Origin of the sequence: Natronorubrum aibiense (assembly GCF_009392895.1) — an archaeon.
Lineage (GTDB): Archaea > Halobacteriota > Halobacteria > Halobacteriales > Natrialbaceae > Natronorubrum > Natronorubrum aibiense.
The window spans coordinates 42,132-57,422 of record NZ_CP045489.1; the positions used below are offsets into that span (position 1 = coordinate 42,132).

The 15,291-nt window shown below is 56.2% G+C and carries 10 protein-coding genes and 1 pseudogene; 2 read left to right on the forward strand and 9 right to left on the reverse strand.

The window, feature by feature from the left end; translation table 11 throughout:
* Positions 1–12: 12 nt before the first annotated feature.
* The 6 genes from GCU68_RS16815 to GCU68_RS16840 form a co-directional block, all read right to left on the reverse strand.
* Complete coding sequence (locus GCU68_RS16815) at positions 13–528, reverse strand: acetone carboxylase subunit gamma (RefSeq protein ID WP_152943784.1); 516 nt, start codon at positions 526–528, stop codon at positions 13–15.
* Between the two features lie 15 nt (positions 529–543).
* Positions 544–3,066, reverse strand: coding sequence for a hydantoinase B/oxoprolinase family protein (locus GCU68_RS16820; protein ID WP_152943785.1), 2,523 nt, complete (start codon positions 3,064–3,066; stop codon positions 544–546).
* Positions 3,067–3,210: 144 nt separating this feature from the next.
* Positions 3,211–5,382, reverse strand: coding sequence for a hydantoinase/oxoprolinase family protein (locus tag GCU68_RS16825; protein ID WP_152943786.1), 2,172 nt, complete (start codon positions 5,380–5,382; stop codon positions 3,211–3,213).
* Between the two features lie 96 nt (positions 5,383–5,478).
* Positions 5,479–5,817, reverse strand: a complete 339-nt coding sequence (locus tag GCU68_RS16830; protein ID WP_152943787.1) for a hypothetical protein — start codon at positions 5,815–5,817, stop codon at positions 5,479–5,481.
* Between the two features lie 74 nt (positions 5,818–5,891).
* Positions 5,892–6,587, reverse strand: a complete 696-nt coding sequence (locus GCU68_RS16835; protein ID WP_152943788.1) for a hypothetical protein — start codon at positions 6,585–6,587, stop codon at positions 5,892–5,894.
* A 137-nt stretch (positions 6,588–6,724) separates the two neighbouring features.
* Positions 6,725–8,080 (reverse strand): RNA-guided endonuclease TnpB family protein, encoded by a 1,356-nt coding sequence (locus GCU68_RS16840; protein WP_152943789.1) that lies wholly within the window; start codon positions 8,078–8,080, stop codon positions 6,725–6,727.
* Positions 8,081–8,353: 273 nt separating this feature from the next.
* Here GCU68_RS16840 and GCU68_RS16845 point away from each other — a divergent pair, with 273 nt between their 5' ends.
* Positions 8,354–9,607, forward strand: a complete 1,254-nt coding sequence (locus GCU68_RS16845) for an RNA-guided endonuclease InsQ/TnpB family protein (RefSeq protein WP_152943790.1) — start codon at positions 8,354–8,356, stop codon at positions 9,605–9,607.
* Positions 9,608–9,812: 205 nt separating this feature from the next.
* Here GCU68_RS16845 and GCU68_RS16850 read toward each other — a convergent pair whose 3' ends face one another.
* From GCU68_RS16850 to GCU68_RS16860, 3 genes and pseudogenes are all read right to left on the reverse strand, one after another.
* Positions 9,813–11,051: an orc1/cdc6 family replication initiation protein gene (locus tag GCU68_RS16850; RefSeq protein ID WP_152943791.1), complete on the reverse strand. Its 1,239-nt coding sequence runs from the start codon at positions 11,049–11,051 to the stop codon at positions 9,813–9,815.
* Positions 11,052–12,183: 1,132 nt separating this feature from the next.
* Positions 12,184–12,525, reverse strand: a pseudogene (locus tag GCU68_RS16855) (SWIM zinc finger family protein); the annotation flags it as partial.
* A gap of 15 nt (positions 12,526–12,540) precedes the next feature.
* A complete protein-coding gene (locus GCU68_RS16860; RefSeq protein ID WP_152943792.1) occupies positions 12,541–13,221 on the reverse strand; it encodes a hypothetical protein in 681 nt (226 codons plus the stop codon).
* A 1,043-nt stretch (positions 13,222–14,264) separates the two neighbouring features.
* Between GCU68_RS16860 and GCU68_RS16865 the strand changes: the two genes are divergently transcribed.
* A complete protein-coding gene (locus GCU68_RS16865) occupies positions 14,265–15,275 on the forward strand; it encodes a DUF4268 domain-containing protein (RefSeq protein WP_319633699.1) in 1,011 nt (336 codons plus the stop codon).
* The last annotated feature ends 16 nt before the right edge of the window (positions 15,276–15,291 follow it).

A 15,291-nucleotide genomic window follows, 5' to 3' on the forward strand; every position in this document is an offset into this window, starting at 1 on the left:
TCTCTCAGGAGATTACGCCGACTCGGGCTCCGCCGTCGGGATCGGCTCCTCGATCCACTCGCTGTAGAACGTCTCGATGTCGGGCTCGAACTCGTGGATGAGCGGATAGCCCGGCATGACGTTCGTCACCTCGAGCAGTGTGTTACAGCCCGGACAGAAGAACTCCCGAAGCTCCATGTAGTCCGGGTGGGGGTGCATGTCCTCGGGGTAGATCTCGAGGTAGTCCTCTTCGGAGTCGCGGACGTTGATGAGTGCATCCATCTTCCAGTTCTGGTCGTGTTCGCAGAACTCGTGGCCACAGTCGCACTTGATGACCCATCTGTTGTCCGGTTTTGCGACCACGTACAGATGGTCCGCGTAAGGGATGATGATCGGGTCGTCCCAGTCGACCCGTTCTTGCAGGACGTCCCGGACCTGCTGGAACCGATCCGCGTCCTTGAAGTCACTCATCATGTCGTGCAGCTGATTCCACTCGAGGTTGTCGTCGACCAGGTCCTCGATGTGTTCGCGTGGGTATGATTCTGGCATTGGTAGTACCTCGTATTAGTCGTCGTCTGTTGCTGGTTCTGCGGTCATGTCATTGAACGATGCATCGGGCGTTGGCAAGTCTTGAATCGTCCGGCCGGCCGTCCAAGTGTAGGGCACTTCCGGTTCGTCATCGCGGCCGACGTCGAGCCACGTCTCGTGGCCCTTCGTCGGATTGTCCCACTTCTGTTTGAGACCAGTCTTGAATCGGTTCTCGAGGGATTTTTCCGCTTTCTCGCTCAGCGTGAATTCGAAGTCCTCGGGCAGCTCCCAGAACTCGTGGTAGAACTCGGCGAACTGCTTGCTCATCCGCATGCTGCTCTCGTAGGTCTTCTTGACGTCGTCGATGAGGTCCGTCTCGGTGCGGATGCGATCGCGTTGTTCCTCGTACCACTCCGTGACCGGCTTGGCTGTCTCGGCGCGTTCTTGCATCCGCTCTTCACGTAGTTCCTTGGTCGCCTCTTCGTCGAGTTCCCACTCGCCTTGCACCGCGGAGTTGTGCTTGGCCTCGTCGTCGACCTTCTCAACAACGACGGCGTAGGCGTCCTTGGCGTGCCGGGGGAGAACGTATCCATCGTGAATGTCTGCGACGACGTCCTCGGGCTCACGCTCGAGGGGATCGCCCAGTCCCGAGCCACCGCGGAGGTAGTTCAGGTACATGTCGTAGTCGTCGAACTCTTTTGGCGTGCTTATCCCCTCCGGCCGGCGGGTGATATCGCCGTTGATTTTGGATTCGAAGTCGCCGCTCTCGGGATCGAGATCGTGTTGTGGGTAGTCCTCTTGATTCTCGAAGCGTTCCTCGAGATCGGTGTTCTGCGCGTTGAGGATGTACCCTGACGCGGCAGGATAGCCACCGAAGAGGCCGCCGTCGCTGGTCATGTAGCCGTTGCCCATCTCGTAGAGGAGCCACCTGCTGACGTCTTTGACCGTTCGCATGGACTCGAAGCCAGCACCACCTGCACGACGACCCGCACCGCCGGTGTTTGGCTTGACAGCCCGTCCCAGGAACGGCAGTGGCTCGGTCATCTCCCAGACCTCGGCGTCGCCCATGTCACCTTCGGGGTTCCAGATCGCCGCGGCGTGGGGTTCGCCGTCCTCGACGTAACGCGCGCCGACGCCCTCACAGGCAGACTCGAAGGAATTGACAGCGTGTAGTTTGTCGAACTGGTCGATACCGCCGCCTTGGAGCCAGTTCGAGGTGTTGGCGTTCCCGGCGTTGATCTCCTCCCAGAAGCCGCGCGAGTAGTACCCTCGCGAGAGGTGTTGCCAGAGCGGTGCCCACGCCGACACCAGGAAGTGCCAGGCGTAGGCATGGGCGGTCTCCGTGTTCTGGGTATTGGCCCACGAACCGACCGGCAGGTGGAAGTCACAGCTGTAGTACGCGCCGTCGTTGACGTTCGAGTTCGGGATCACCGTTTGGGTGAGCATCACCCAGATCCCGCCCTGGATTGCCGCGGGCGTACAGTTGTACGGATGCCACCCCCACTTGTTGGCGCCTTCGAACGAGACTTGGAACGAGCCGTCTTCGCGAACGTGCAGTTCCGAGGGAGCATGCATGAGGTGGTTTTCGTCCGCGTACGCACGGGTCAAGTTGTCCTGTCCCTCATACAGCGCGTCGACAAAGGAGGCCCCGCGATAGGTGCCGGGCAACATCGTTTTCTTGATGCGGTTCCGGAAGCCCCGGCGCCCGTCCTCGATCGCTTCACGCGAGAGTTGTTTGAACTGCTCGACGCCGTACTCGTCGATGATATCTTTGACCGCATCGCGGATCATCAGACAGCCAGTCATCCGCGTTCGCTCGTCGAGCTTCAGGAAGTCCGGCGTCCGCGTCTTGTCCGGGTAATCTTTCTTCCAGGAGTTGTACAGTTTGAGATCTTCGCCGACCTTGCGGGCCGTGTAGTAGGCACCGTCTCCGAAGCGAGACGCCTGTGAGACGTTCATGCTTCCCGGGCCGATCGCGCCGGTGTCGATGACGTGATTGACGCCCCCAGCCCAGGCGACGAGCTCCCCCTCGTGGAAGATCGGGATGAGCGTCATGATGTCGCACGCGTGGACGTCACCGACGTGGGTGTCGTTGTTGACGAAGATGTCACCAGGCTCGATGCCGGGACTCTCCTCGTAATCGTGGTTGATCATGTACTTGATCGCCTCGCTCATCGTGTGGATGTGCACGATGATCCCCGTCGAGACAGCGATCGAGTCGCCCTCCGGGGTAAAGAGGCCATAGCACAGCTCACCCTCCTGCTCGACGATCGGTGTCGCGGCGACCTCTTTCGAGGTTTCACGCGCGTTCACGAGGTCGCCACGGAGCTGGGCGAACATCTGCTCGTATTCGATCGGGTTGTTCTGTTTCAGCTCAAGTTTCTCGAAGCCGGCGTAGTGTCCCGTCTCTTCGGTTTCTTCCTCGAGGGCTTCGAACTGTTCGCGAAGCGTCTGGCCGTCCCAGCCGATGCCGACACCCTCCTGCTGTTGTTCTCGGACTGTTTCCTTCTCGCGTCGCATCCGGGGGAAGCTTTCCCCTTCGTCTGGTTCCGTGCTCATGGTGTATTCGTATTGATTTCGTCACATCTGCTCAGAGCCAGATGCGGGCTCGTACAGTGCACCTGCCACACCGGTTGACCGAACTCGAAAGCGGCGGTCACGGAGACGGGCAGATGCATCTCCGTACGAAAGCGGTTTTCCGCGCTATTCGATCGTGGTGAGGTGGTGGACACGGTGTTCGTCTAACCGGGTCTCACAATCCGGTGGCAACGCGTACGTCGTGGCAGCGCCCTCGAGGATCGCTGGGCCGCTGAGTTCGTTTCCGGGCTGGAGTGCGTGTAGGTCATAGATCTCTGTGTCTAGCCACTCGCCGTCCCAGTAGGCCTCCCGCGTCTCTTTGTAGGCGTCTGCGGGTGGCTCCGGTCCCTGTAGCTCCTCGGTCGGAATCTCTGGCTTGACAACGTCCCGGACACCGCGGACGGATGCCTGCGTGATGGTGTGTCCGAGCTCCGGCGAACGGGCCTCTTCGGAGTACTGTCGGCGGTACCCCTCTTCGAAGGTATCCAGCAATCGCTCGAGTTTCTCCGGCGAGTCGACGCGGCCAACCGGGGACTCGATGTCGATACTGTTGAGCTGGCCCTGGTACTGGCCGAGGATGTTGTACTGGAACTCGATTTCATCGCGGCCGATGTTACTGTTCTCGAACTCGTTTTCGACCTTCTGCTCGAGGTTCTTCCAGACCTCCGTAAGCGCCTCGCCGGCGGTCGCCGCTGCCTCTTCCATCGAGAGATCGGGATCGATGTCGATACTGGTCGTCTGGTCGTAGCGGTACTCGTAGTCGGCTGCGCCGCAACCAAACGCCGAGAACCCGGCCGCCCACTCGGGGATCAGCACTTCGTCGAAGCCCAGATCCTTCGTGTATCCGGCCGTGTGGACTGGGCCGCCACCGCCGTAGGAGAGACACTTGAAGTTCGACGGCGCGTAGCCTTCGCCGGTCACGACGGCCTCGAGGTCGTTTCGAAGCTTGCTCTCGAGGATATCGATGACGCCTTGGGCCGCCTCGTAGACGCCCATATCGAGCGGATCGGCGATCTGTTTTTTGATCTCCTGTTCGGCCACCTCGCGGTCGATCGGCATGTCGCCACCCAGGAAGTTCTCCGGATTGATCCAGCCCATCGCCACGTGGCAGTCGGTCACCGTCACCGTCTCGACGTCGGTTTCGACCGCGCTGACACCGACCTGATCACCGGCGCTTTCTGGACCGAGTTCGATCTTGTCGAAGGTGGGGTTCACCCGGACGTAGCTGCCCGTCCCAGCACCGACGCTTTCCATGTTCACCATCGGCAGCGATAGGAGCAGCCGCGCCATCTCCGGGCTGTAATCGATCTGCCAGTCGTTGTCGATGATGATGCCCATGTCGAAGCTGGTCCCGCCGATATCGGTACAGACGAGGTTGTTGTAATCAAGTTTCTGTCCGAAGTAGTTCGCCCCGATCATCCCACCAATCGGCCCGGAGATCAGTGTCCGTGCCAACTCGTTCGCGTTGATGTCGATCGTCCCGCCGTGGCTCGCCATCACCCGCACACCGACGTTACCGCCCTGTTCGTCGACGGCCTCCTGGATGTTCGAGAGTTGGTCGCGTGATGGCTCAGCAGCGAACGCTTCCGCAGTCACCGTGTTCAGCCGTTCGGACTCCTTGAGCGTCGGGTAGTACTCGCTCGAGAGCATGACCGACGTCTCTGCCCCTCGCTCGTCGATTATCTTACGGGCGATTTCGGCGGTTCGGTGTTCGTGCTCTCCGTTCCTGTAGGAGTGGAGGAACATGACGACGATATGGTCGACGCCCTGGTCGAGTAGGTCGTCGACGCCCTCGCGGACGTCGTCTTCGTACAGCGGCACCAGCGTGTTCCCCTTGACGTCAATACGCTCTCGAACGCCGCGGATCCGATTGCGCGGGATCAGCGGCTCGGGGTGTTTGTGCGTGTTGACGTGGAGTCGATCCGAATAGGAGTAGCCGGTGTACGATTGGCGGCCACGTCCCATCCGAAGGGTGTCCTCCATCCCGCCAGTGATGAGGATGCCGACGTCGACCTCACTTTCCCGCTCGACCAGTCGGTTGAGCATCGCCGTGCCGGAGTAGACCGTCGAGACGAGGTTCGGGAAACCCTCTTCGACGCTCAACCCCCAGTCCTCGAGGGCATCCTGAGAGGACTTGATGAATCCCCGTGATTCGTCGTCCGGCGTGGTTTTCGCCTTCCCCACGGTAAAATCGCCGTTCGAGTCCATGAGGAACGTATCCGTCATCGTGCCGCCAGCATCGATCGACAGGATTTCTGCATTGTGTTGTGCTGTGGGATCGTCTTCTGAACTTGCCATCGACACCTCCAATACCATGTGGTAAGTTAGTCATTATCACGAACCCGGGTGGACAAGGATGACAGCCCACGACATGCGCTGACATATGTTTCCGATTTATAACAGCCCGGTCAAAGCTGGCCATTGCGGCCCCTCGACGTCCTCGAGTGGGCCGCCGACGTAGCCGTCACTTCGGTAGCTGGATTGGGAATACCCTGGAATGATCCGTCCAAAGTTGGCCGTTGGGCTCTCACCCATTTCTCGACGAGCGAGTGCGATGCATGCCGCCTCGAGTCCTTTCCGGTCTTGGGCATCGTCGGTAAGCGGTGGTCTCGCAGTCGACACTTCGAATCCGGGCCCGGACTGATCCCGGACGGTCCAGAGACACGGCGCAGCAGTATGCGGATCACGGAACGGCATCTCGTCGGAGTAGACGTTTCGAGCTAACGCACTCACTCGCCCACGTGTGCTTCGTCCGGTTTCGCCGATGTACTCGAGGCCCGCTCGGTTCTGATTCCGTTGAACTTTAGTCAGAACGAGTTAGTGTCTACACCGAATTCCGTTTCAATCACGTCTAAAACAGCATCGAGTGCGAAATTGGAAAATGCCTCCGTGTCGATGTTGTTCCGCACCTCATGTGATTGATACGGAGTAGTGACTTTGTTCCGTGTTCTTACGGTTTTGAGAGAGGGCTTGAGGTTGGCTGCAGCGTACGGATTCTCCAAGTCGTCTATTGGTTCGCCTTTTGGTCGAACCCAGAGCTCCCATTCAAACCCGTCAGTAAGGATTGCGATAGCGTTTACATTGAGATCGCTATCAAGATAATCCACTACGTCGTTCCGTGCATTCTCGATCTTCTTTGGAGGTTTTACCTCTCCGAAGAACCGGAGATCGTGCTGCATTGCTGCCTCAATTGGAATGGATGTAATGCAGAAATCCGGAACACCTCCACCTCTTGGCCACCGAGGCGCGTACTGCTTCGGTTGTGGACGGATTGAGTACCCGAAAGCTCGACGGAGCATTGGGAACACCAAGTGATCCTCAGTGAAACGCTCTGGCTTCTGAATGAGGTGCTTCCCCTTCAGGAAGTACTTTCCGTCGACGACTTTGTCGAAGTGTGCGGTGCACTCACGAGCCCCGACCTCATCGATGAAGTCTTCTAAGACTCGCAGGATGGTGTGAGCAAGAGGGTCGTGATCATTAAGGGTTGTAGGTCGATTTGACATCCGTTCTGATTAAAATGATTGTCAAATACCAACGTCTAAAGTCTTCTTGTAGACGCTCTTACCTACGGCAATCACTGGAAAAGACATGTAAACGACCGCGGGCGCGGTGGCCCGCGGCTTTTGTAGTTCCCTCAAGTTTAGCTGTGAAGCACTCCCTGTGAGGCGATCTCGTGGGATGAGGTTGGACGGTTTACGTCCACGCCACCACAAGAGGTGGTGGTGTGGCGTCCCGACCCGACCCGGCGCACCCGCACTTGAGGCGGGGTTTTGCGAGGTCGGTAGTTATCCGCGCTGCTGTGACTGTCATCGCCAGTCTCTGTTTTCGCAATCCATCGTACCGCAGCATTCACCGACGCGTTTCGATCCGAGTGATCTTGCTTGAGAGCACACGTATCGTTTTTGCACGTGAACCGTCCACCGTTTCGAGAGCCTTTCTCGCCACACATCGAGCAACGCTGTGAGTTATACTCGGAATCGACATGCTCGACCGGAGCGCCGTGACGGTGGACTTTGTACGTGACTTGCCGTTCAAACTCGTGGAACGGCAGCTTGTGCAATCGGCGGTTCATATAGCTACCGTAGTCGATGTCGTTGCGAATGCCTTCGAGCGACTCAAACACCACAACCGGGTTCGGGAACCATTGTACGTAGTGTTCGATGACTTTGCTGAGTCGGTGTAGCGTCCACTCAGTAAAGTTCTCGACGTGGTTTCCGATTCGATGAACTTCGCTGTGTTTGCCGTGTTCCTGGCAGCGACGTTTGATGTCGTAGTATCGCTGGCGCTTTTGCTTTACTTGGCCGTAATCGATGGTGAGTTGCGCGAGCGTTTCACGCGACTCTCGGTCGAGAACGGTGGTGGTGATGTTGCGTTCGTTGATGTCGATGGCGATGACTGACTCTGCGTCTTCCGCAGCGTCAATTGTGATGGGGTGTCGTATCGGGACGTGTAGGTAGTACACGCCCTCTCGATACACAACCTCAGCCCGACCCACCTCTAAATCACTCGCGGAATCTAGCGCATGCTTGACGCGATCAAGATCCTGTTTTGCCCCGCGAAGAAACCCACGTACCTTCTCCTTGTATGGCTGGGCACTGATGCGATAGCCAACACGGTTGTCGTCACGAACTTGCAGTTCGTATCCTTCGCTGTGGTTCATAACGAGCGGGAACGCTCCCCATGAATCAGTCGACGGCGGCTGTGGCTTCGGTAACTCGTCGCGGTTGTCGCTGTTACGCCACTTCTTCAACGCACTTTCGTACGCGTCGTAAGCGTCACAAGCTTTCCACACAACGGCTTGTGCGTTATTTTTCACGAAGTCATTCTCGGTCGGCATGACTTGCTTTGCAATCTCGGTCTTACTGTATCCGAGTTCACGCATTGCCCAGGTGTGATTAGCGATGGGCCGAGCGTCGAACCGAGCCTGTTTGAGACGCCAGCGCTCCCCACTCTCTATGTGGAGGCGGAAACGTAGCGTCTCAACAAGCTCATCCATCGTTACATCTAACTCATCAGACCAATTCAAGTTAAAACCACGCACCAGCGCGACGTGGGTTGCTCATTAAGTCGACGGCATTCACCCCCGGGCACGGTGGCCCGGGGTACTCTGCCTGCTTTTATTATAGAGACGCTTGCGCTTGCTTCAACTGATGCGGTAGCGCGGAGTCCCCTTCCTCAAAGAACGAGCGAAGCAAGTGAGTAGGGAGGAGCGCGTTCGTATAGGGCACAAATACCAACCTAGAAGAAGCCGCTTGCCTACATTGAATACGTGGTGGACGACTACGTGTGTCGGACGGCAATCACCTGCCTCTCGGTAGACGGTGAGCAACGCGAGTTGCTTGAGGAAACTATCTCCGAGTGGAAGCGTGGTTGCCAAATCGCCACGGACATGGCGTGGGGCAAGTGTAACACAAAAAGCGACGTACAGCCCCTCGCCTACGACGACGTGCGCGAACACACCGACCTCGGTAGTCAGCACGCGATTCTCGCCACCCACCAAGCCGCACAAGCAATCACCGGCTGTATCGAGCGCCGGTCCAAAGGCAAGAAAGTCAGCAAGCCCACGTTCACCGCACCCACGGTGAAATACGACACTCGGACCATGACACTGTTCGATGACGGCACAGTCTCTCTCTCCACAACGAAGAGTCGTGTCCGGTGTGAACTTGCTCTGCCCGACGCCGATGATGGCTACCAACGGCAGTACCTCGACTCGGACACGTGGAGCGTCACGGAAAGTACGCTCACCACCCGTGACGGCGACTACTTCTTGCATATCGGCTTTCGCCGACCCAAGAACGACACCGAGCAGAACACCGCCGAGGACGGAACGGTCCTCGGGGTTGACCTCGGTATCGAAAATCTCGCCGTCACAAGCACCGCCTACTTCTTCAGCGGGCGAGAGTCAACACACGACCTCCGCGAGTTTGAGAAGGTACGTGCCGGACTCCAACAGACCGGGACGCGAAGCGCCCACCGGACACTCGAACAGTCGAGTGGCCGGGAACTTCGATATATCCGTGACGTACTCCACCAAGCGTCCAACGCGATTGTGGATGAAGCACTCCGATACGAGTGCAACGTGATAGCGTTCGAGGACTTAACCCACATCCGCGACCGCACGGGAGCGTCGTGGGGTCACAGGTGGGCGTTCCGAACGCTGTACGAACAGGTGAAGTATAAGGCCGAAGCGGAAGGCTTCTCGGTGAAGCAAGTGGGTTCGGCGTACACATCGAAGCGGTGCGCCGAGTGCGGATTCACGGCTGGCGAGAATCGCTCGACTCGCAACGACTTCCGATGTGTGAATTGCGAGTCGGAAGCGAACGCGGACTACAACGCAGCGAAGAACATCGGTATGCGGTATGTCCGCCGGGGCCAACAGTCGTCTCGACGGACGGGCAACAGTCAACTTGCCCTGAAGTCTGGGACTGTGACGCCGAGTGGCGGATTCACCGCCCACCCGGAAGGGTTTGACGCCGAGTCCACGGACAAGTTCCACCCTCAAAGCGCCGAAGGCGCTTAGGATGGGGTAGTTGACAAGGAACCTGGTAGTTTGAGTGTTCGTCATACTGGAGAGGCCACGGAGATTTTTGAGATATGGTGAACCGCCTCGGGGTCAAGCCTCAAGGCACTCACCTTACTTCTCTGTAAAGTGTGACTGCTGTACCAATCCGAGAAACGTTTGAATCGGTGGTGTGTGGGCCGATCAGAGATCAGTTCCCAAGGAATCACAAAAGGCCTTGATTCTCTGCATTCTGTCGAAGAGACTCCATATCTAGTTCATCGCTCATATGCAAATGCTCGAGTGTCGACAGCGCGGCGTCAATCGGCACGTCAATTTCATACTCATAATAGATTCCACCACCTCTGCCTTCGTTTCGTTTTGTTCGATCGAGGATGCCGAGCATCGAGAGTTCGGCTAAGTGATTGTGGAAGGCTCTCCCACCAAGCGGATCTCGATTAGTCGCGACTGCAAGATCTTGATACTGCTCATAGAGCTGTTGCTTTTGAAATGGGATCTGAGAGGGATCTACAACTGTTGCAGTGACCACAGCTAAGAGTGTGAGATGTCCATGCGAGGTGAGCTCCTTCATGCTCTCCTCGATCCGTTGCTTTTCGAGCAGTTGCTTTGCCTCGCGAACGTGATCTTCGGTAACGACGGGATCGTTTCGCCGGCGGGCTAGGTCCCCTGCCTCGAGAAGCAGATCAAGCCCTTGGCGGGCACTGCCCTTATCCTGCGCAGCAAATGCTGCACACAATGGGACGACGTCGCCCTCGAGAATGCCGTCTTTGAACGCTAGCGCTGCTCGCTTTTCGAGAATATTCTGGAGCTCGTTTGCGTCATATGGCGGAAAGTGGAGTTCGCGTTCGCAGAGGGTATCTTCGACACGTGGATCGAGCTTTTCGCGATATTTGAAGTCGTTACTGATGCCGATGATCCCGATACGAGCGTGTTCGATTTTTTCGTTGCTGCGTGCACGCGGAAGTTGATAGAGAATCGAGTCGTCATCGCCGATGTAGTCGACTTCGTCCAGGACGATCAGGACCATTCCACCGATCTGATCAAGTTCTGCCCACAACTTTTCATAGACGGCATTCAGCGGATAGCCAGTGCGACTGATTTGCTCGGATGGCTCACGAAATGTATTGACGAGTTCAACAGCAACCCGATAACTACTGGTCAGATCTTCACAGTTGAGATAGACCGTCGTCACTGTGAGGTCATCGTACTGTTTGGCGTCTTCCTCGAGATGGCGGAGGAGATACTTCGTGACGGCTGTTTTCCCGACACCCGTCTTTCCATAGAGGAAGATGTTTCGAGGCTGTGAACCGTTGATGACGGGTTGGAGATATGCAGTATACTGTTCGAGTTCCTCGTCTCGTTCCTCGAGCGATTCGGGCTGATAGTCGTCATGGAGAACGTTTTCATCCTCAAAGATCGCCTCAGATCGCTCGAAGAGCGTCATCATTTGCTAATCTTCCAACACTCCAATAAAACCACCGGTGCGAACGTTACGAACGATTCGTTCGTTTCGATCGATACTGGTGGAGAGAGACACCACTCCTTCAATCGTTTTACCACGAGAGAGCACTTGATGGCTTCAATTTCTTCGAATGAGGGTCTAGTGACTGGGATAGATTTATTATAACTGCGTGATAACTAGATCCGCACTGCTAGTGCTTTGAGAACGTTTGAATTGGTGGTGTGTTCTGGGTAATTTCCTTTACTGAGGGGTGATTTTCGATGAGATCCGGTAGTAGAGTCCATTTATCGGCTCTAAACGTTTGAACCGGTGGTGGGTATCTGGGGCCAATCAGAAGGAATTTTGGCCGGAAACGTTTGAATGGGTGGTGTCTCTCACCCCCGGACTCTTGGTAGTGCCATTGGAGTTTGTGTAATGTCGTGAGGATAGAAAGACCAAGGTTCCTGTTACGATTGAATCGGTGGTCTCTGATCGTGGTCTCACTTCATTGAACGATTCTCTCATTGTGGGCTAATTCAATTCCAAGTAGGACACACCACTGCTTCCAGTATTTCCGCCGAACGAACCTATACAAAGCGACTACCTTGTCCCAGAATTTTGCCGTCACAGTCGTTCATTGAGTAAAACTCTCTAATTACGCTCTGTGGCTGCCAACAAGCCTCTTTTGCTTGATGTGCGAGTTCACCCTCGGGAATTCTCTGAAGCGATTCAGCGTACCACTCACAGGCGTCAGCGGCGAGGGCAAGCCGCGTAACTCGAGTGTGGATCCGACCGTGTCGACGTCCCACCATCCAGATTGTCGCGATCGCGTCCAGTCGGTCTCCGATTTCCTTGTCACCGTGTGATTCGAACCACTCTCCACGCAGCTCACATGCTGACACGACTTTCTCACAGAATTCAGCGTCTGCGCCGAGTATGATGTGAACTCCTCGAGTCTGCTTAACTTTGAGAATCATCTGGCAATTCCAGGCTTCAGGAATGGTTTTGTCTCACTCTCTATCGACGTGACTGCTGTGTCTCTTCGTTTCATGGGTTGCTGCGGTGGACTCCCTTCGACCCCCCGCCCCCCTTTCGGGGGATACAAACCGTCTCGAGTGACGAGGTCACTCCACAGTCAGCGGCTAAACGTGCCATCCGGCGCAGGGACAAGTCCAGTACGGATCTCGAGGTCGACACGACGAAGATGCTTGCAGCCGTCATCTGTCTGGCGCTGCTCGAAATCGGGACAGGTACACGTCGCTGCCTCGATATCGACGTCGTAGGTGTTCCTACTCTCGCTTTTGACCGCGTAGATCGGGCCTAGTGTCGCAAAGCGGATATCCAGCTTTTCGTTCAGTGCACGGCGAGTTCGTGGGTCGTCGATCGAGTAGCCACCTGCCTCGAGGGCAGTCGGCGGTTGGGGGTTGTCGCAGGGGATGGTGAACTCATCGCGATGGTTGCGCTCTTGGCTGCACTTCCATACTGAAGTGGCTCACTGGTAATCGTCTGGTACAAATCGATTGAGGATCTCTTGAACCTCTTCCTCTTCGGTGTCAGTCACGTGCGCGATTGATCGGTCGTAGTGGTCGTGCGCCGCAAGGTAAGCGGCGATCGTTTCGGTGCCCGTATTGAATATGGCGATGGGGAGGCGCACAGTGCGGACACTACTCTGCCGGACATCGTTCTGGTACTGTAACTCAGCCTGGCGCGCCTCGACCAGGACGCGGTCTTTCAGCGTGCCCCACAGTAGCCCGCGTTCGATCGGGTCGCGCTTTGTCTTCCCGTCCTCTGCGTCGGGGTCTGCAAATTTGACGACGCCGCCGGGCACCGTCAACTCCTCGTCTGCGCCTCGACTGCTCCAGTAGGGCCCTCGTTTCCCTCCCCTACCGACGTCACCATCCGATCGGTTCAGAGTCTCCTGTTCGGCGAGTTCGACAATATCAATCGGGCTAACAAGGTCCTCGACGGCGTCCCAGTCGAATCCGGTGTCACTGTCCCGGTACGCATCTGAGGTCTCTGTTTCGTTGATTTTCTGCATTCCAGCATCTCGCAGCGCCCTATCGGGGACGTAGTACGCATGGTCCTCACCGGAGATCTCGAGCGTGCCAGTGTAGGTCACCTCGACCAGTGCCCCCCGATCGAACTCCGCTGCGATCGTCAGTTTGTGACTCATCGAGATCCCTCCATGAGAGTGCCGGCGGCTGCGTCAATGGCCGTCGCGGCGCTGTCTGCGGCAGTGGCGATACAAGACGCTATCGTCGTCAGGCAGAGATATTGGATCCCCGCTGCGTGTGCAGTGTCGGTTGACATAGTTTTGACTCACGGCGTATTGCTACCGACACGTCCTCTCCGACCAGGGACGAGGTTCGCGGGTAGCTGTCTGCCGTATATTCACCTACGACTGAATGTCATATAATACTTTCCATGAATAATTGACTCTTAGACCTCGAAACCGTCGAAATCAGCGTTTCAAGGGAGATAGTTTCATGATGTTTTAAGGAGAAAAATGAACTCACAAGCCGTGAAAAGCAGGAATTGAAAATGGCGCACGAACCGGTTCAGGGGTACACCTAATATTTATATATTTTGGCAACACAGATATGACTGACCAGGGACGAGGTTCGACGACTTCTGTCGAACCAGTTCTCAAACACCGCGAGTAACTACTCCCGTCTCGGCCCATATCCATCTCGTTCTCCCTTCGCTTGCAAGTCTCTTCCATATCGGTCTATTCATTATCTATTTCGATAATGTCAGCACCACCTATATCCAGAGTTTCACGCAGCATCTCGATGTCGGCTTCCTCACGGAAATTTTTCCGAGTTGTCTGGTTTCTCACGTGACGGACAACAATTCGCATATAGATCACGAACGCCGCGAGCGTGAGGTGCAACTCAACCTGCGGAGCTTCGACCTCAGCGATGACCCGATCGTCGAGCGCCCCATCGAATGGGACGGATAGACGAGATATCGTGGGGACCCTCTCAGCCTGCGCTTAATCGTTCTGGAAGTCTTGAGACAGGTGGATCAACGTGTGGACGTTTAGCATCGACGCATCCGAGAGTTCCCTGCGCATTGCATCCCGAAAGTCACGGCACGCAAGCACGATCCGGTAATACTGCCGCGCATCGAACCCTGTGTCGAGTGAGTCGAGATTGCTACACTCACTGAAAAAATGTCAAATTTATCATACAGATAAGTGGACTTGAACGCCGTTTGAAACCAGCACAAGTTTCCCGAGGCAATATTTCTATACTGGATTTCCGCGAAACAACATCTATGGATATCAGTGAACTTCAGAAGATCGATGAAGTCCCGTTACGGGAGGTTTGGGAGCACGAAGAGCAGGATTTTACGCCGTGGCTTCTCGAAAACGTTGATCAACTCGCGTCGCTGATCGGCATTGAGATCAACGATGTCAATAGAGAGACCGCAGTTGGAGACTACACCGCCGACCTTGTCGGGACAGAACCCACAACGGACGATCCCGTTGTAATCGAAAACCAGTTCGGATCAACTGACCACGACCATCTCGGTAAGTTGCTAACATATGCCGCCGGTATCGACGCCAGATTCGTCGTGTGGGTCGCTGAAGGATTTCGAGACGAACATCGATCCGTTCTCGACTGGCTGAACACTCGAGACTCCTCCGGGGCCCGGTTCTTCGGTGTCCGACCCCGCATCGTCAGCGTCGGTACCGATGACGCTCCCCTCGGGTTTGAGTTCACGGTCATCGTTGAACCGAACGACTGGGAACGAGAACTCCGTGACCCACTCTCCGATCGAGAACAAGGGTATCGGGAATTCTTCACCGCTCTTGTCGACGCCTATGCAGAACACCGCCCAAGTTGGAATAGATTAACCCCGCAACCACGGTCGTACTTGACTTTCGGCGCGGGAATCAGTGGCATCTCGTTCGGATGGGTGTTTCATGGCGAGACGGAATTCTCTGTCGAGTTGTATATCGACGCGGGCGATGCAGATCAGAACGAAGTAATCTTCGAGACGTTCAAAGAGGATCGAACGACCATCGAATCGAATCTCGAAAACGACGTCGTCTGGGAACCACTTCCCGACGGGCGAGCCTGTCGGATCAAAGTTCCACGATCAACCCCCGCTCCCGTCGAAGAACTAACTTCCCACGAGCAGAACGAACTGATCGACTGGGGAACTGATCAGATGGACGCGTTCCGTGACGTAATCGAACCCCGGCTTACCCAACTCTAACATCTGCGCTCTTGTG